Below are 19,252 nucleotides of genomic sequence, written 5' to 3'. Positions count from 1 at the left end.
TCACTTAAATATAATATATCAGAGGTGAAAAACGAACGCAATATTAATTTTCATAATTTTTAATTTAATTTTTCACCACTATTCACCCATATTGAGATTCAAGGGTCCGAAGATTTTAATAACTATTAACATTCACTTATTTTTCATTACGATATAAAGAGCGAAAAAATCCAGCGAATAAATCAATTAATTCAGTAAACTAAAATAAAAATTTTACTGAAGAAACATTCAGCCTCTTCAACTGTAATTGCATTAATCTCATTGCTATTGGGGAAGCGAGTGCTATCAAAGGAGTTAATAAAAATAATGAGTTTTGAGGGTAACACGGGTACGATGTGGCTTCATCCTCGGGGCTAATTGGTATGGAATTACAAGGAGCAATGGCCATATTCACCGTTAATTTAAAAAGAATCGTAAAACTTTTGGGTTAAGATAAGCGAAAAACAGTGTGGAAATTAAGAAAAGCCGACTATTCCTTCCAGAATTATGGATTGAAAGTCGGCTTTTTTATTTAATTATGCTGAAACCCTTCTTCATGAAAATGCAGAAAACTCACCACTTCCTATAATTATATAGAAAGTGGCAAGTTTAATTTTCTAGGAATATCGGAATGAAACTCAGGTGTATGCAAAATAGAAAATGTATACCCCTGTTGAATAAATAATACTTCATTATGTTTATTTTCAAATGGAACACTGTTTTTCTTAAAATTATTTTGGATTCGTTTTAAAAATGCGTAATCAGGTGTTCCGAAAGATACGTGTACTTTTGGTGGTAAAGCTCTCATCGCAATTGGAATCCAAGGACGCTGCCACCAAGTTGCAACGATATATGTAGTGCCACCTATAACAAAGTTGAAAATCTCTCCATCTTCCATCGTTTTCATATTTAGATTTGATTTCAACCATTCCGTAAATACAGGTACACTTTTAACGGGAAGACCGATTTCCCTTACGTATAAAATGTTTAACGGTGAATGGGGAACTAATACGTCTTCTTTTATATAACTATGTGCGATAATTTCGAGAAGATTTCCATCACCATCTTTAAAGTATAAATTGAATAGACCATTCTCCTCACCAATTGTATGACCATCTTTCCATTTCACAATGAGTAATCCAGACTTTTTAAGCCATTTTGCCGTTTCATGAAACTTTGAATATGGGATCTCAAAGGCGAAATGCGCAGGGGCAATTGGTTCATATACTTCTTGAAAACTAATTGTTGTATACGGTGTTACTTCAAATTGAATAAATGATGCGGTTTCTTTTTTTATCGAAAAAGATAATATGTCTTTATAAACTTGTTTTACCCCTTCAATAGAAACCGTTTGTAGTTTTATATTTGATATATGTGTAATCACGTTACATTCCCCCTTGTTTCTTATTATCTATTCGTATTGTATTACAATTATAAATAGATAAAATCAAACGGAAGGATTGATTTTTTATATAAAAACTACAACTTTAGTATGAATCGTCTAAATCCAATTACTTTTAATTTCCTCTATAACAACTTCTGGTTTATCCCAGCGTAACAAATGTGTAGTATCAGGAATTACTTTTACTATACTGTCAGTTTTCTCTGCATTCTTTTCCACAAAAAAAGCTGATTTTCTTTTAAAGAAAATCAGCTTTTACGTTAAAATATACTATGATTTAACAGCAATAATCATAAACCTTTTTGAATTCGTACGAATACCTTTTTCAGAACTATTAGTGTCAATGAACTTTTGTAAAATATTAAAGTCCTCTTCTTTTTCTCCAAATCTAGGAATAATAGGCGTATGTTTTAATAAGAAAATGAGATCCTCAGGAGTACTGTAATAATCAGTAACATCATATTCACGTACTTGTACGAGTTCAAATCCTGCACTAATAAGTTCACCCATATACTTATCTTTTAACATACCATCTCTTTCACCTAAACATTGCCCTCTACCAAATGCTTCTTTAAGATTTAATTTATCATGTTCGCTAACTTGTTGTGTTAAGAAAAAAGCACCTTTTTTTATTACTTTTGCCAATTCAGATGCTACAAACGGCGCATGACAGCTTGAAGCAATATCAAAATGAGCATGCGGAAACGTTAAAGCTTCAGAATCCATTTGAAGAAATTCAACGTTTTGTACACCTGCTTTATTCAAATTAGAATGTGCTGTTTTGATCATTCCATTAGAATTATCTATCCCAATCAGTGATGCAGCTGAAGATGCTATGTTAAGTACATTTTCTCCTCCACCTGTGCCAACATCAAGTAGAATATGTGATGGTTTACATCTTTCTTTCACTTCGCTATAAAAGTCCCAGGTGTCTCCTACAGTCTCACATTTTAGCTTACTAAAATCCCAGCCGTTTTCACTTCCCACTTTATCATAAAAGTTTTTGTACTCTAATTCATTCATTTTATTATTTCCCCTTTGCAAAAATGTATTAAATGTTTATGATGATCCTCGAAATAGACTCAAAGTTGATATTTTCGTAAATCTCCTTTTATATCTGGTACACATTTTTTCAGCCCCGAACAACTAGTTACTTCGAACGATACAGCATTTCATCTATATCACCTCGTCTGGAAGACTGCATATATAATAACCTATAACACTATTTAATTATATATTATAAAATACAAATCATTAAGACAATATATTCCCACACATCACATTCAGTTTACATAATAATTTTATAGTTTATTTTTATCAATATATTCTAAATGCCCTCTTCCCCAACCACACATACTATCTAAAACAGTACTAACTGTTTTTCCATGCTCAGTTAAGCTATATTCCACTTTAGGTGGTATTTCTTGATAAATTTCGCGTTTTATTAGTTGATCGTGCTCTAATTCACGAAGCTGCTTCACTAATGTTCCTTGAGAAATGTCTGGTATTAATCGCTTTAATTCACCAAACCGTTTCGTTCCATCTGTTAATAATATAAATAAAATGAGTGGTTTCCATTTACCTCCGATAATTTGTAATGTTGCTATTACCCCTTTTAATTTCGGTTCCTCTAAATTCATTTTCCTCACCACTCCTCCCCAGTAATTTTTTATATTATGTATCCATACAATAAGCGATTAGTACGAAATTCGCGACTAAGTACATTTAAAGTGCGTACTTTTCAGTAGCCATTTTTTAACGAATAATAAAATTAACACAACTTATTTTAAATCTTATATTAAGGGAGATGTTTAATCATGTCTATTACTGTATTAAAAGATAAACATATCGTTATCATTGGCGGGAGTTCTGGTATTGGATTAGCAACAGCAAAACAAGCAATCGAACAAGGCGCACATGTTATTATTGCAGGACGATCGGAAGAAAAATTAAAAGTTGCTCGAGAAGTAATAAATAACAACCATCTTCAAACTTATGTATTAGATAACCAAGATAAAAACCAATTACAAGATTTTTTCAAGAAAGTTGGGAATTTTGATCATTTATTCACACCAGGAGCCTCTTACACACTTGGACCAATAACTGCTACGGATGATATCGCCGAAAGCAGCTTTATCGGAAAGTTTTGGCCACAATATTATGCCGTAAAATATGCAATTCCTTTTCTCTCAAACTCTGGATCTATCGTATTAATGTCCGGTGCATTTAGTCAAAGGCCACTTAAAGGCGCGCCTGCTTACGGAGCTTGTAATGGTGCTATTGAAAGTTTAGGGAAAGCTTTAGCTGTTGAATTAGCTCCAATTAGAGTTAATGTTGTTTCTCCTGGAACGATACGAAGGGAAAATGAACAAAACGAAAATAGACTAGCTGCTTATGAAACTTATAAATCTCTTTCTCTTGTACAGCGAGCTGGATATAATGATGAAATTGCACATACTGTACTATATTTAATGCAAAATAGTTTTACTACGGGTAATGTATTATTTCCAGATGGAGGATACACATACCATTAATTTAAGATTCAACTGTAAATTATCTTGAAGGTTTTTTTTAAACACAATTTCCAGTAGGTATAAAATTTTTTAACTGCCTCCACTTATTTTCGTAATTTTAAATTTAGTTGATGAATCAAACCGACAAGCCCTTTAGCTATATATTTTTGAACACAATAAAATAAAAAAGGCATAAAATATGCCTTTTTTTACTTATTTGTTAATTGGATAACAAACCTCTGTAACCCACTTATTAGGCTCCGATTCCATCGCTGGGCTAACATGATAAATATTAAACATCGGGCCTGCTATTTCATATCCTTCCGCCTCAATCCATTTTGCGGCTGCTTCATTTACGTTTGTCATTTGTTCATAACTTCCGTTTACTGTTATAGATGCTACCTCGATTGGCTCTATCTTTTTAAAATGAACATCTTTTGTATTTTCATACTCCCCTAAAATATTTAGCTGTATTTCTACATCTACATCATTTTCTTTATATTCTTGATCATGGAAGACAGCAATGCTATTAATCGGATTAGCTATACTAATATTTTTAGAATGAATTTCCTGCATTAATATACTCCATAATTCCCCTTCACAATTATATGATGGAATAACCTTTCTAACACTAGCTACATTTCTTTCTGGAATTTCCTTTATTGAAATATGATAATTCATTTCAACAACATCCTCTCTCATCGTTTTCATTGAGTCTTCGAGGAGACGTAATTGTTTTTGGAGGTTATTCATGTCTTCTTTAATTTGAGTACTACGATTTAGAAATTGCTCCTTTATACTATCTATATTATCGCATTCTATTATTTCTTTAATGGTAGCGATATTAAACCCCATATCTTTTAACTTTTGGATTCGATTTACTTTTTTTAATTGAGCTGCTGAATAATATCGATAACCACTTTGCTCATCGACTTTTACTGGCTGTAATAACTCCACTTTATCGTAATGTCTCAACATACGTATACTAATGGAAGATAGTTTTGAAAAATCTCCAATTTTAAACATGGTTTCCTCCTAAAAATTCTATCTACTTCGAAGCTCAACTTTAGCTTAAACAATGACATTGTGTGAGAGTCAACTATCTTTAACAACTTAAATTATATTTTTTCATTTATTTACCCTTATACTTTGTTGCTCCTCAAGGCTATAAATATTGATATTAGTCCGTTCACAGCAAATAAAATTACTGTACTACTAGCGATTAAAGCTACATCTGCTGCAAACAATTTAATCGTATGCCACGGTGAATTTGTGCAATAAATAAGAAGTGGGATCAAAATAATAGATAATAGTAGAAATATACTCCCAACGAACAGCCAAGTTATTTTTTTACAAGTTTTCTTACGTTTATACTTTTTCACTAACATAATTGATGTAATAATGAGTGAGAGTGTGACTATCGACATAACGATTTGTGTGAGTGGTATGCTTTTAGGGATATCACCAGGTTTTTCCCCGTTCAAAATACTAATAATCCCCTTTTTCAATACCGTTAGTGCTGTTTCTTCTAATACATGATTTTTATTCGTTAAAATCACACCAGCCCAGCCACTTTTATTTAAAGTAAACATTTCTGCACGAGCATCGGGCGTTGATCCTGAATGCCAAACCATCGTTTCGCTTTCATTTATATTTGCTGTTCTTAATCCAAATCCATAACTTTTTTCTGAATTTATTTTATAAAGCGGTGATAGATAAAGATCCATGCTTTCTTTCTTTAAAAATTGAGTGTGCTCTTGGTGATTCAAAAACATTATAAATTGAATCATATCTTCCAAATTCGCGGTAATATAACCATACGGTGCTCCAGCATTATCATAAGACACTACACTTTTTCTTGGTATACCAAACCACGACTGATAACCTGTTAAATAGCTTTTTTCATATGCACTATCTTTATTTGCCGCTGCGCCATTCATTTTTAAAGGCTGAAAAACATGCTTTTCTATATATGAAGAATATGTTTCATCTGTGACAGCCTCAATAAGGGCACCAAGTATCATATAATTTGCATTACTATATTGATACTTTTCCCCTGGTGGGGCATTTAATTTTACTTTTGAAAGTTCCATTACATTTTCTTTTAATGCTTTAGAACTCTTTAATTGTTTATCTGATAATGCTAAGCCTTCATATGTGTTTATTCCACTTGTATGAGTTAGTAGATGTTGGATTGTTATATTTGAAGTTGATTGTGTATCTTTTAGTTTAAACCAAGGAAGATGTTGTTGAACTGAATCCTTTAATTTTATTTTTTTATCTTCTATTAACTTTACTATAGCTAAAGCTGTTAAAGATTTACTTATTGAACCGATTGCAAACGGCGTTTTACTAGTTACCTTTTTTTCAGACTCTCCAGTAATTCCCCACGATTTTGCGAAGAATACATCTTTATGATGTACAATTGCAACAGAAGCTCCTGGAATGTTCTGCTCCTTTATAAATTTTTCAATGTACTTATCTAAAGTAACTTTAATATTTTGCTCAGCATAAACTTTTGGATGTACGATACATAATATTAATACATTACAAACTATACAAATTAGAAACAATTTATATTTCGATATCTTCATCTTAATGTACTTCGGATAACTTTCTTTTTTTATAAATTACTAAAATTATAGATATTAATAAAGAAACCATTAAACTAATCATTATTAATATAGAGTTCCACCATTGATTTTCTGCTATTCGATATAAAAGATTAAAATTAAAGTTATTTTCACTGTTGGTTGGATTAAGGGATTCAGTTAAAAATATTGAAAGTGTAGTTTGTGAAATGAGGTACGTAATAAATGCGACGAATATGCCAATTATGATTAATGTATTAGATTTTTTATTTACATTTTGAAGTTGTTTCATTTTCACTCGCAGATCAATTTCATTTATCTCCAAAAAGTCTTGAACAAATAATTGAGGCGTTCCTAGGTCATTTATACTTTCCTCACCATGTTCACGACATTCTTGGATATGCTCTAAAATTTGTTGTTTAATATTTTCCCTTTCTTCTAAACTTATATCATATTGCTTTAATTCCTTAAGTACGCCCGTTAAAAATTGCTGTTCTTTTTCTTTTAATTCATTCCTCATTTCAGAAGGTCTCCTTTCAAACCACTCTTTAATAATTTTTTAATATCAGATTGCAACTCTAACCATTCATTAACTTTCTTCTCAAGACGTAATTTTCCATTTTCATTAATTTCGTAATAAATCCTAACTTTACCACTATCCGTCACCTCTTGATAAGTATTAACCCACTCTTGATTTTTCAGTTTAGTTAAAATGGGATAAATACTTCCTACTCCTTTCAATTTTAAATTATGTACTTCGAGTTCTTTCATAATTTCATAACCATAACTTTTCTTTGTAGACAAAATAGACAATACACACATTTCTAAATTCCCTTTAATTAAACTTGTTCTATCCATAGGATAAATTTAACAGAAATATATACTTCATTCAAGTATATATTTCTGTTAAATTCAAAAATTCCGATAATTATACAATCACTAAAAAAGCAGCATATTCTTTTTGTATTATCCAAATAACCTAAATTATCATCTCCAAAAAACATTTTTATACATCAATAATTACATAATAAATAATCATAATTAACGATTTAAAACTAACTCTCACAGACAAATGTATTTATATCTTAGAAAGACTAAAAAAACTTAAACATAAATGCCAACCTGTAATACCTTTCAGTTTAAAATTTAATAATTTAAGAATAATTTATATTAGTATTACAAATAGATTTTTCTTGCTATATTATCTATCTACCTTAACACGTTTAAAGAAACTTTTCTTCAACATAAAAACTCATTTGCAGATTATTGCAAATGAGTTTTTAATCCCTAGCTGACCACTATTTTATTCTTCTTAACTTAATTATTTTTCTCCAGACATTCATAAACTGCCATCATTTCTCGCTTATTCAACTCACGAATTCGATTAAATATTAGAATGTCTGCAACATCCTCAGTTCGTAAGCTTTCATCCACAACATCACTAACTTTTCCAGTTAACCATGTTTGTACATCCACGCCCTCAACAATTTCTTTTAGCCCTTCATCATTAATACCAGTTGCATTACAAGTTATACATGGAATTGTTAATTTAAACACGCCATCATGTAGATTATCTTCGGTTATAACTTTTTTTCCGTTACAGAATGGACATGGGTTACTTTTTTTAATTTTATTAATTTGGGTAACTAATTTTTTATAACCAAATGCTTCATACACATATGTTAATTTTTTATATTTTCCATTTGTGAAATACTTATCTATGATAGTTTTTCTTGTTTCATTGATATTTTGGAAATCACAAATAGTCACTTTATTATTATTGCTGATTGATTCGATATTACCTTTAATTTCGCCCCAGAATGGTAAAACATTTTGTAATACCATTTCATAGTTTGAAAAGCTTGCTTGTTCTAATTCAAACATTTTCAGTGCGACCTGTGTTTTCCTAGGCAGTAAAGAGACATCTTCTGTCATAATCATATTGTCACCTACGATAGATTTCAATTTGATGAGTACAGGTAAATCTCCTACAATTTTTATTATTTCATCAAGCGGCTGATTGATAATTTCACGAATATCTGTATCTCTAAATTTAAGTGGTTTATGGTGATTTAATACAGTACCCTCGCAAATTGGACATGTCATCAATTCTTTAGACGTCTTAATTTCTTCTTTAATAGCTGCTTTTGAGATAACAATATATCCGCCAATAATTGTATTAAATCCTACCCATGTTCTACGTGTCTTGCCTTTCTTATCATAAAATGACTTATCAAAATAGCCATACCAAAATGTATGCTTTTCTTCCTCAGACATATCATTATAGCTCTTTGACAAATCATGGCCAAGCTCATTTTTAATTTCTTCAAATAGAAATTCTATTTTTTCATATTGATAAAATTTTAATACTTTCATGATTTCCGGATCGAATAGACCATCCCAAAATGGAACATTTTTATCTTGAATTGTAATTTCTTTATCAAAAATTTCAATTTGAAGACGTCCCGAACATGATGGGCAATGATTGTCCTGGGAATAGAAATCAAAACTTCTCGTATCTTTATTAGTCGGATGAGCAGCTACAATATGATTGATCAATCCACCAATTTCATATAAGAAACTATATTGACTATACAAATGTCTTTCGAGATCAATAGCAACAACAGGTGCAATTGTATCAGATTCGTATTCACCGTAAATTAAACGAGCCATTGATGATAAGCTTTTTAATATGCCACCCTTATAGATGTTTTCTGCATTTTTAAAATAATCAATATGATTTTCTTCTAAGTAATTAATTCCATTTTGTTGATTCAATGTTGAAGAAATATATATTTGCTCAGTATTATTCACACTGCTTTTTTGACGATAATAATCCTCATGACTTACTACATCAAGATGCTCTATAGATTTAAGCTGTCTTTTTCCAAAATCGACAATATAATCAGAGCTTTCTAACATGTAACTATTATGTTCAATCATAATGATAGAGACTGATTCATCTTGCAATATCCCTCTAACACTATCTATAAATTGATTTAAAATATTTTGTGATAAACCTTTTGAAGGTTCATCAAAAATAAATAATGTATGTGGGTTTCTTGTTTTTGCAAATAACTCAGAAACTAAATGAACACATTGAAACTCACCCGTTGATAATGTTTGTGTTTTTCGTTCTAATGTTAAATAGCCCAGTCCTAATTTGATTAGTAGGCTCAAGCGTTTATACGCAATATCTTCATTTGGAATTTCATCAATAATATCCTCAATTGAGCGCTCAAAAATATCATCAATTTCTTCACTATACTTTGTCAGTTTCTTTTTAATATCTAGGAAAGTTGCTACAGTTGATCGACTTGTAATCGATTGGTTTCGATCTTGTCCTACCATAACAAGTTTGTCTTTTGGATATCGCTTTTGAAAATCTTTAGCGATACATTCATTAACAAGTGTAGATTTCCCGCATCCAGACTCTCCTGTAACAGTTACAAGTCTATTTTTAGGAATCTGAAACTCAGTCATTTGGATATTTCGACAATATAATTCATGGAATGTATAATATTCTGTTGGCATTTCGTAATTTCGTTCCGATAGTATTGGCTTTGGCCTTGGTGATTTTTTTACGATTTTCCCACCATATTTTCCACTACCAGGTCCGAAGAACATTTTCTCATCCGTTGTATCCAGTACTGTATCTGAATGATCAATGAGCCAAACTTGATTTTTGCACCCTAATTTTTTGATTTCTTCTAATATTTGTAATAATGTTTCGTGATCAAGCCCCACGGAAATCTCATCAATAATAATTACAGCATTTTCACTTACCGCCATGAATTCAGCCAAATAAAGTCGTGTTAACTCTCCACCTGACAACGTACCCATAATACGATTTAATGTTAAATAACCAATGTTCATATTAATTATATTTTGCAGTATATGTTGTTTTGCTTCGCTAATATTTAATTCTTCTGCTAATAAAAGAATAGATTCAACGCTTAAATCGTTAATATCCGAGATTGTATGTGATTTAGCAAATAACTCAATAGTACGTTGTTCAACTTCTTCACTATAACGTTTCCCCTTACATTTTTTACACTCAATATTTTTAGTAGTACCACGCCCTTTACAGCCAGCACACCAACCTAATTGATTATTAAATGAAAAGACTTCAGGAGAAAGATTAAATTCTTCCGCTAGTTTTTCACGAATCTCTTTAAAAACACCTGTATGAGTACCAATCGTCGAACGCGGATTGGAAGAAATTGATGATTTCCCTAAAAAAAGTACTAAAGGCATTTCTTCCATTTTAATTGCGCTAAAATTAGTTTCCATAATATTAGGAAATAAATATTGATATTCAGCCTTTGGCAATAAGGAAACTAGACGCTTCTTTGATTCTTCACCAATTGTTTGACAAAGAGTTGTTTTTCCAGATCCAGATAAACCAGCAATACCAAGTGATTTATTAAACGGAACAACAGTATCAAGTTTATTTATGTTATTTGCAATTAGTTGATTTACTTTCATATTAACCTCTATTCTTATTTTTCCACAAAATCATTTTTATAGTATAATAATTACATAATAAATATTACCTATTATACAATTATCCTCTCACTTCATGAATCTTATCCTTGTATTTTTCGAACCATTTTCTCCATTCTTTTTTAGAAAATTCTTTCTCTTCCCCTTCTAAAACGGAAGAAAAAAGATCTAAACAAATATGCCAACCAGCTATATCTTTCGGTGTATGATCAGTTAATTCATGAATGTATTCTTTAAGAAGTAAAAGAGAACCATTTTCCTCTTTATGTATTTCAAATCGGACACGATCTTTATCCCATGTGAATTCAAGTACTGAATTTAGTTGGCACTCTAAAATATCAATATTTAAAAATGAACCATCCATCATGTCGAACTTTATAATTCCACCTGCTTTAAGGTTTTCAATCTGTAAATTAGACATCCATTTTTTAAGTTTGCTGTTTTCAGTTAAAACAGACCAAACTTCCTCTATTGTATTGGGAAATTGGCGTTCAAATTTTATAATATAGCCATCAGTTTGTTTCTCTATTTGAGCTAACATATTTATTGCCTCCTACTCTTATGCAGAATGTATGTTCTTATTTTATTTTACATGAATTTATGTATAAAAGAAATCACTATGGGAATGAAATATTAATTTAATGTGGGAATGTTAACTTGAACATTAATTGACTGATTTATTATATATTCTCTCCATGTGTTTATTACAATAGGCGTACCTCAACATTTTTACAAAAAAATTCAACTTGAGAAAACGTAGATTTATTTACTTTATATGATTTTCCCATTAAATATTTGAAAGCAATTTCCTTTAAGGTAAATGGTGTTAAGAAGCGCTAATATAGTATTCAAATCAAGTTATGTAATGTTCAAAATAACTTATTATATATGTCTGCTTCCTTGTTAAACATAGAATTACATCACAAATAAAAAAATGCACTTGTGACTAATGAACTGATGGAACTAACACCTACTTTAGGTGAATGACTTACCTTTTAATCGCATCAACAATTAGCGATGGAAAACCAAGTTTATCGCCTCTATTTCTAGAATCATACCTTTTCGAACGGAAAATAACACCATCGTTTGCATCCCATTCATTGTAATGAAATTTACCATTTTCATCACAATATTCAAGTAAAACTACCTCGAATCCAGCGATTTCAAACATTTTCATTAATGTTTTATAATTATGAACGATTTTATGGCTTGCAGCTGGGTGGTCTTTCGGACCAGGTCCGCCTATTTGAACTATATTTTGGTAGGTCTCATCTCGGAAAAATGCATCAGGGACTCCGCACCGAATATGACCTGATGGCTTTAAAAATTTATAACAAATTTCAGCTGCTTTTACACCTTCTTCAAAAGTAAGATGTTCCCATACATGCTCAGCTAAAATAGCTGAAATGGAATTGTATTCAAATCTTGCTTCCCAAGTGGTATTGTCTAGTAAATTAAGTTCATCTTCTTGAGTTTGAACCCAACCTGGATTATTATTAAATACTCCAGCTCCGACTACTACTTTAATTTCGTCTTGCTTAATTGCCATCACTTTCACCTCATAAATCTTTTTATGTATTAATATATTCAATGTTTACTATATATTTTCCTTTTTCAACTAAAGTGTCAGTTAACTCAATAAGAGAGGTAACAAAACTTCTGTTGTTTTTACTTATCCCCCCACATACAGCAAAAACGTTTATAGTACAAAATAAAAAGCGAAAAGAATAATTCCTTCCGCTTTTTATAGCAATAAATACATTTCATATTGCGCTAAAGAATTCTTTTCAAATCCAGATTTCTTTAAAAAACCTTCCAGTAAATTGTTGTTTGGAAACCCAATTGATAAACTTGATAACTTTAATTCTTCACTTGCTACCTGTAATAATTTCGTCCCAACGCCAATATTTCTATAATCTTTGTCTATGAAAATAAAACTAATTTTTCCTTGTTCATTTACACATACAGAACCTTTTATATCGCTATCAACATATGCACCGTAAAATGTATGATTTGTTTTTTCGATATAATCAATATCATTTTGCCAATTTATATGGAAGTTTAACCATTTTTGAATTTCAACTTTAAATGTTGGAAATTCTAATTGTTTTACCTCAATATTTTTATTACCTTTATTCATTATTTCAGTTAAATCATTTAAATTATAATAAGAAAGATTATATACTTTTTCATAACCTAATTTGTTATAAAAATGAATCGCCCGATCGTTTCCTACAATAACTTCAAGAAAAAGCTGCTTACATTTATTTTGTGTTGCTTCTTCTTTATGTAACGCAAATAACTTTTGACTTACACCAATGCCGCGAAACTCTGGATGAACCGCTAATGTTCCGCAGCGCATTGTTTTTATACTTTCATATACCTTAATACCACCAAGTATTACACCAACACATTTGTCACCGTCTAAAGCAAGAAAGGAGTGTTCTAACGAATTGCCTTCTGGCCCAAAAAACCTTTTTATAAAATCTTCTTTTGAAACATCCATTTTAATAATATAATCTGAAAATCCATCCTTAAAAGCTTTATACACTAAATCTATACTTACTTCACTACATCTTTTGTATTGAATCATATAAGTATAATCCTCCGTTTTGACTTGTTATAAACTGCATTCAAATACATGAAATGAATTCCCTACACCATATCCATCTTTTATTTCATGAATAACAATTTGACTAAATCCATTAGCAATAAGTATATTTTCAAACTCTTTTAAATCATATAGTCTTATAGGAAAATCCATAATCTCAGTTTCTTCAATTCTCTCATCATGAATGACTTCATATTTCAGTATAATATTTAGAAGTTTTTGCGTCTTATCATATGAAACTTTTCTATACTCAACAATTAATTCGTTATTAATTTCTTTTCTATTTGTCTCTAACCAATCTAGAATTTGTTCTGTCTCACTTCCACCTTGTACAATTGTTAGAAGCAATTTTCCATTTTCCTTTAAGTTTTTTTTCATATTTTGAAGACTATTTTCTACTAAATTATCAGGTAACAGTGAAAATGAACCTATAGGAATCATAATAAGATCATATTTTTTATCACTATGATATTCTTCTATTCTTCCTAGTGACACAACCGGTTTTAAGTTTAATTTTTCCGCTTTCTCTTTACACACTTTAAGCATATCTTCTGAAAGGTCGAATCCTTCTATATTCACACCATTTTGTATAAAAGGAATTAGCATTCTACCATTTCCACACATCGGTTCTAACACTGTCATGTTTTTGTCTTTGGCAAAAGAAAGATAAAAATCCAATTCTTTTCCACTCGCAATTGATTTATCACTTTCATATATCTTTGTACAAAGTTCTCCATAATACGTAATCAATATTATTTCACCCCTTAATTTGAAATAAATGGACATTTCCCTACATATGTCTTACTATTTATTTGTTTTATAACAAACGGTGCAATATCTCCATTTTGGATTTTCATTCCTGGCATATCTACTAAACTCTCTTTTATATTTTCAATACCATTTCCCTCTATAACAAATGGTAATCTAACAATTGTCCAATCTACATCACTACCTTGTATAATTTCCAATTCTTTATATTTATCCCTCATCATCTTTGGAATAAATAATTGGAACAAATTAGCCCCTACTTTATTTACCATTCCCTTCTGATCCCCTTTTACATTTAAGGAGCCACCAGAAATAAGAATATAACGTTTTATTTCATATTCCTTCATTACTTTTAAAATATGCTTCGTAACTGTACTAAAAATATAAGGCTCATTTTTTGGCTGACCTACTGCATTAATTACAGCTTTACACCCTTGAAGTAATTCCTTTATAGCTGAAAAATCACGAGCATTCCCAATGATAGTCTCTATATTTTCACTAGATATCTTCGTATTTTTAGGATTCCTTGTTAGTATTCGTACTTGATATCCCTTTTCTAACGCATGATTTAGGATGAATTTTCCAACTTTACCATTCGCACCAAGAATTGCTATTTTATTTGTAGTTTCCAATATTAAAACCCTCTAACTATCTACTATTTACTACAGTAATCTCATAAACACGTAAAAAAGTAATTAGATGCTCACACGCTCTTTCACACGCTAGCATTTTAAAAACCTTTTGTTCTTCTTTCGTTTTATCATTCGCTTGATCTGAAGCAGCTTTTAAACATAAAAATGGTTTTTTATTTATATGACATACGTAAGCGAAAGCTGCTACTTCTTGATCAACCGCCAATGCTCCGTATACAGTATGCAGTAAATATCTCATTTCTGAACTACGAATACGTTGATCTCCAGATAAGAACGTACCGTAGTGCACTGGATCATAAGATCGTATTTTTTTTATTTTTCTTACAATTGACTTTGTTGTTTCAATAGGTGCTGTTCTGCCATCGTATAAATTAAAAACATCCTCACCTGAGCCAGCGGCAGTAACATCGTGTTGTATTGCATTAAGTGCCACTACAATGTGGCCATTTTTCACCTTATTTGATAAACTTCCGCATATCCCTGTCATAAACAACTCATCCGGCTGAAATTCACTAATTAATAATTGCACACAACTAGCACAACTTACTTTACCAACACCTGTTACAACTGATATCACTTCTAATTCATTAATAGAATGAAAATGAAATTCCCAAGCTGCTATCTTCTCTACACGCTCACTTGGATAATGTTGATGCAAATACGTAAGTTCTGGTTCCCATGCGGATACGATGGCGATACGTTTCATTACACGCTTCACTTCCCCTATTGTCATTTAAATAAGCTATCTATACTTTCTCGTTCATAATCTGGTACCCACTCTTTATACTCCTCATATAAATCCCGTATCATTTCTTTATTCTTCGCGATTACTTCACATCCTCTATCATCATAAATAAACATGATTATATCCTTTGTTACATTTATAAAAAATACATCTGGATATGAAATTTCTATTTTTCGTCCTAGGCGTGGGCGTAGGTCAGGGAAATCTTCATGATTAGCAGCTTGAATAAGCGGCTCATATTTAATATCTTCCGCAAAACATTGTAAAGAAAGTTGATATGTACAATATAAGTCAGCTTCTTCATCTTCAAATGGAAAAGGGAATGTTTCTTGTCTTATATGAAACTTTAAATCCCTCTTTTTAATAAATCTATTGTATACATTTATTTTCTGCGAATTTTTTATATTTTCCTGTTTAAATCGATAAACATTTGTGACTAAAAAGACGGTATCTTCTTTTGAAAATATATCTTTAAATAGACTTTTATTATACCTATATAGTTGTGTAAAATATTCCATATTATACGTGTTACCATCTTCTTTGAATTGATATTTATCTTTCCCAAAATCAAAATGAAGATGATTTTCCCACTGAAAGTATATGGACGGTACTAATGTAACTCCTGGGAATGTTTGATTCATATATTCTTTTAATTGCATTTTCATACCCTTTCTACTCTACAATTTCTTTTAAATACCAATATGCTTCTACTAGCCACGGGTGTATGACTTTTAATGTATCTTTTCTTTCCCACAAATATGAAATATATACAAAAGCAGCATGTTCTAAAGAGTTTCCTAAAGCTTTTTTAACATTTATTAAATATGGAGGTGTCCCTATTTGATCCCATTCTAATTTATCAGCAACAAATAGTACTAAATCCATTTTTGTAGCATGTTTACGCAAAGTAGTGTGGCAACAGATAGCATTTAAAACTTCTTCGTCCTCTATTTTAAATATCTCTTTTGCAATTACTCTCGATAATTTTTGATGAATAATCATTGGAAATTCTCGTTCTTCTTGTAATATTTCTATTCCAAATTTTTCAGCAACTGCAATCCGCTCCTCGTTCGGAAAGATTGCACTAATATCATGTAAACATCCTGCAATCACTGCTTTTTCTTCATCTTCATAAAATATTCCCGCAATTTTTCTTGCCTCATTTGCCACACGAATTGAATGTTTATATGTAAATTCTTTATTGTATTTTAATAGAAAAGCTTTAATGTCATTTTCTATTTTTCCAGTTGGAGTAAATGAATATATATCATTATATAACATAGCAAGTCCCCCTTATAACTAACTTTCAACATAACGTAAAATTCAAATATCCTTCTTATTTTGTATTCGTTATAATTGTGTTAATTCCTTTTTAATACGTTACGTGAAATTTTTTGTAGAAACATTACTACAAAATACATAAATGTTTGATATTATAGTAATGTTGATGATTCGCAAGGAAAGGAACTATATGATGAATAAAAACATATTAATTATTGATGATGATAAAGATATTGTAGAATTACTCGCTGTTTATTTGCGAAATGAAGGTTATAACATTTATAAAGCTTATGATGGTGATGAAGCATTACAAATGATATCTACATATGAAGTTGACCTTATGATTTTGGATATTATGATGCCAAAACGAAATGGATTAGAAGTTTGTCAAGAAGTGCGTGAAAATAATACTGTACCTATCCTTATGCTTAGTGCAAAAGCTGAAGATATGGATAAGATATTAGGACTTATGACCGGTGCAGATGATTATATGATTAAACCGTTTAATCCACTAGAATTAGTTGCTAGAGTGAAAGCATTATTACGTAGATCATCTTTCCAAAACGCTGCCACACCAAAGAATGAAGATGGTATTATTCGCATTCGTACAGTTGAAATTCATAAACATAATCATACGGTTAAAGTAAATGGTGAATATATTAAGCTCACTTCTATCGAATTTGATATTTTATATTTACTAGCGAGTAATACTGGAAGAGTATTTAGCTCTGAAGAGATATTCGAACGCGTTTGGAATGAAGACGGTTATGGTTCTAATAAAACGGTAATGGTCCATATTAGTAATTTACGCGATAAACTTGAAACCGTAATGAATGGTGAAAAACTAATTCATACGGTTTGGGGAGTAGGATATAAAATTGAGAAATGAAGCATTTGATATATTAAAGGATATACCAAAGTGGAAGCTTATTTTTTGGCTTTTATTAGCTATCACTCTTACACCGATTACCGAATTAATTATATTTCGCCTCGTAACGAGTGTAATTGAGAGTTCACTTACTCTAAGCGAACTAGGTAAAGAATTCATTCGAATTTTTGGTTATGAAAAGTATAGAGGGATAAAGGAATCTTTATGGATGATAATCGTTTCTTATTTGTTTTTATTTTCTATTTTCTCATCCTATCTTTACATTTTTTATCGTCATGAAAGAAAGCTTTACTATGAAACTTGTATTAAAAAAATGATTGAAGAAATTCGATATATTGCGAATGGAAACTTTAATCATAAAGTTTCTATTGTACAGCATAATTATTTAGAAGAATTAGCAACTGGCGTTAATCAAATTGTCGAACAGTTAAAAGTATCAATTGATGAAGAAAGACAGGCGGAACAAGCAAAAAGCGAACTAATTACGAATGTATCACATGACTTACGAACGCCTCTTACATCTATAGTTGGATATGTGAATTTAATCCATCATGATAATTATAGAGATGAAGTGGAATTGCGTCATTATATACAAGTTATATACGATAAAGTAACCCGTCTTAACGCATTAATGAATGATTTGTTTGAATATACACGTGTCCAAAATAAAGAGTTAAGTTTAAATTCTGTTCCTATTGATATTGTAGAATTACTTGGACAATTAACTGTCCAATTTCGGATACAGCTTCAAGAAGCTAATATTGAATGTCGTCCTTCTTTCCCATCTCAAAAGCTAATGGTACTCGCTGATGGGGATAAATTAGTACGTGTGTTTGAAAACCTAATCATAAACGCTATTACTTATGGAAATGATGGAAATCATATTGATATAACAGCTTACGAAAGCAATAATACGATTGCAATTGATATAACAAATTACGGACAAGCTATCCCAAGTACTGATTTACCACATGTTTTTGAACGTTTTTATCGCGTAGAGAAATCACGATCGACAAACACCGGTGGATCTGGTCTCGGATTAGCAATTGCAAAAAGTATTGTCGAACTGCATAAAGGAACAATTGAAGTATATAGTGATGATGAAAAGACAACTTTCACTGTGAAATTACTTCCATATAAATGATCATAAGGTACATTTTTAGGTTCAATTTCTTATTTAATAAGAAATTGAACCTTTAATTTTCCATCAAAATCCAAAATTAAAGAATTCCTTAAAATTCTTTAGAAATTCTTTACCTTTTCTTTCTTACTAATTAAGCATTCCTTCTTACAATAATATTATTGATGTAATTG

At 30.7% G+C, this 19,252-nt stretch carries 19 protein-coding genes and 1 pseudogene; 3 read left to right on the top strand and 17 right to left on the bottom strand.

Features of this window, described 5'->3' with window-relative positions:
* Positions 1–568 precede the first annotated feature (568 nt).
* From LUS72_RS12715 to LUS72_RS12700, 4 genes and pseudogenes are all read right to left on the bottom strand, one after another.
* Positions 569–1,363 carry a VOC family protein gene (locus LUS72_RS12715; protein WP_097829216.1) on the bottom strand — a complete coding sequence of 265 codons (795 nt, stop codon included), beginning with the start codon at positions 1,361–1,363 and terminating at the stop codon, positions 569–571.
* 117 nt (positions 1,364–1,480) lie between these two features.
* Positions 1,481–1,582: pseudogene (locus tag LUS72_RS12710) on the bottom strand (alpha/beta hydrolase); the annotation flags it as partial.
* Positions 1,583–1,651: 69 nt separating this feature from the next.
* Positions 1,652–2,404, bottom strand: a complete 753-nt coding sequence (locus LUS72_RS12705) for a class I SAM-dependent methyltransferase (protein WP_097829214.1) — start codon at positions 2,402–2,404, stop codon at positions 1,652–1,654.
* Between the two features lie 278 nt (positions 2,405–2,682).
* On the bottom strand, positions 2,683–3,021 hold the full coding sequence (locus LUS72_RS12700) for a winged helix-turn-helix transcriptional regulator (protein WP_097829213.1): 339 nt from the start codon (positions 3,019–3,021) through the stop codon (positions 2,683–2,685).
* A gap of 177 nt (positions 3,022–3,198) precedes the next feature.
* Between LUS72_RS12700 and LUS72_RS12695 the strand changes: the two genes are divergently transcribed.
* A complete protein-coding gene (locus LUS72_RS12695) occupies positions 3,199–3,915 on the top strand; it encodes an SDR family oxidoreductase (protein ID WP_097829212.1) in 717 nt (238 codons plus the stop codon).
* A 192-nt stretch (positions 3,916–4,107) separates the two neighbouring features.
* Here the strand turns inward: LUS72_RS12695 and LUS72_RS12690 are convergent, their stop codons facing one another.
* From LUS72_RS12690 to yqeK, 13 genes are all read right to left on the bottom strand, one after another.
* Positions 4,108–4,920 (bottom strand): MerR family transcriptional regulator, encoded by an 813-nt coding sequence (locus LUS72_RS12690; RefSeq protein WP_097829211.1) that lies wholly within the window; start codon positions 4,918–4,920, stop codon positions 4,108–4,110.
* A gap of 116 nt (positions 4,921–5,036) precedes the next feature.
* Positions 5,037–6,488, bottom strand: a complete 1,452-nt coding sequence (locus LUS72_RS12685) for a serine hydrolase domain-containing protein (protein WP_264449004.1) — start codon at positions 6,486–6,488, stop codon at positions 5,037–5,039.
* A gap of 1 nt (position 6,489) precedes the next feature.
* Entirely contained in the window at positions 6,490–7,005 is a 516-nt protein-coding gene (locus LUS72_RS12680) for a DUF1129 domain-containing protein (RefSeq protein ID WP_097829209.1), read from the bottom strand.
* Entirely contained in the window at positions 7,002–7,343 is a 342-nt protein-coding gene (locus LUS72_RS12675) for a PadR family transcriptional regulator (RefSeq protein WP_097829208.1), read from the bottom strand. Before LUS72_RS12675 ends, LUS72_RS12680 begins: the two co-directional genes overlap by 4 nt.
* Before the next feature lie 459 nt (positions 7,344–7,802).
* Positions 7,803–10,973 carry an ATP-binding cassette domain-containing protein gene (locus LUS72_RS12670; protein WP_097829207.1) on the bottom strand — a complete coding sequence of 1,057 codons (3,171 nt, stop codon included), beginning with the start codon at positions 10,971–10,973 and terminating at the stop codon, positions 7,803–7,805.
* Between the two features lie 79 nt (positions 10,974–11,052).
* Positions 11,053–11,532: an SRPBCC family protein gene (locus LUS72_RS12665; RefSeq protein ID WP_097829206.1), complete on the bottom strand. Its 480-nt coding sequence runs from the start codon at positions 11,530–11,532 to the stop codon at positions 11,053–11,055.
* 447 nt (positions 11,533–11,979) lie between these two features.
* Positions 11,980–12,540, bottom strand: coding sequence for a class I SAM-dependent methyltransferase (locus tag LUS72_RS12660; protein ID WP_264449003.1), 561 nt, complete (start codon positions 12,538–12,540; stop codon positions 11,980–11,982).
* Positions 12,541–12,735: 195 nt separating this feature from the next.
* Positions 12,736–13,584: a GNAT family N-acetyltransferase gene (locus tag LUS72_RS12655; protein WP_097829204.1), complete on the bottom strand. Its 849-nt coding sequence runs from the start codon at positions 13,582–13,584 to the stop codon at positions 12,736–12,738.
* Between the two features lie 27 nt (positions 13,585–13,611).
* A complete protein-coding gene (locus LUS72_RS12650; RefSeq protein ID WP_097829203.1) occupies positions 13,612–14,352 on the bottom strand; it encodes a class I SAM-dependent methyltransferase in 741 nt (246 codons plus the stop codon).
* A gap of 14 nt (positions 14,353–14,366) precedes the next feature.
* Positions 14,367–15,002, bottom strand: coding sequence for an SDR family oxidoreductase (locus LUS72_RS12645; protein ID WP_097829202.1), 636 nt, complete (start codon positions 15,000–15,002; stop codon positions 14,367–14,369).
* A gap of 16 nt (positions 15,003–15,018) precedes the next feature.
* Positions 15,019–15,756 (bottom strand): 5'-methylthioadenosine/S-adenosylhomocysteine nucleosidase, encoded by a 738-nt coding sequence (mtnN, locus tag LUS72_RS12640; protein WP_128854594.1) that lies wholly within the window; start codon positions 15,754–15,756, stop codon positions 15,019–15,021.
* Positions 15,753–16,427 carry a DUF3885 domain-containing protein gene (locus tag LUS72_RS12635; RefSeq protein ID WP_141533605.1) on the bottom strand — a complete coding sequence of 225 codons (675 nt, stop codon included), beginning with the start codon at positions 16,425–16,427 and terminating at the stop codon, positions 15,753–15,755. The genes mtnN and LUS72_RS12635 overlap by 4 nt, the downstream gene beginning before the upstream one ends.
* 13 nt (positions 16,428–16,440) lie before the next feature.
* On the bottom strand, positions 16,441–17,049 hold the full coding sequence (gene yqeK / locus LUS72_RS12630; RefSeq protein ID WP_097829201.1) for a bis(5'-nucleosyl)-tetraphosphatase (symmetrical) YqeK: 609 nt from the start codon (positions 17,047–17,049) through the stop codon (positions 16,441–16,443).
* 190 nt (positions 17,050–17,239) lie between these two features.
* Here yqeK and LUS72_RS12625 point away from each other — a divergent pair, with 190 nt between their 5' ends.
* Positions 17,240–17,938: a response regulator transcription factor gene (locus LUS72_RS12625; protein WP_000981333.1), complete on the top strand. Its 699-nt coding sequence runs from the start codon at positions 17,240–17,242 to the stop codon at positions 17,936–17,938.
* A complete protein-coding gene (locus LUS72_RS12620) occupies positions 17,928–19,082 on the top strand; it encodes a sensor histidine kinase (RefSeq protein WP_097829200.1) in 1,155 nt (384 codons plus the stop codon). The genes LUS72_RS12625 and LUS72_RS12620 overlap by 11 nt, the downstream gene beginning before the upstream one ends.
* The last annotated feature ends 170 nt before the right edge of the window (positions 19,083–19,252 follow it).

The organism is Bacillus cereus, from assembly GCF_025917685.1.
Classification (GTDB): domain Bacteria; phylum Bacillota; class Bacilli; order Bacillales; family Bacillaceae_G; genus Bacillus_A; species Bacillus_A cereus_AT.
Note: the sequence above shows the minus strand (reverse complement) of the source record. Positions and strands in the feature narration are given on the sequence as shown.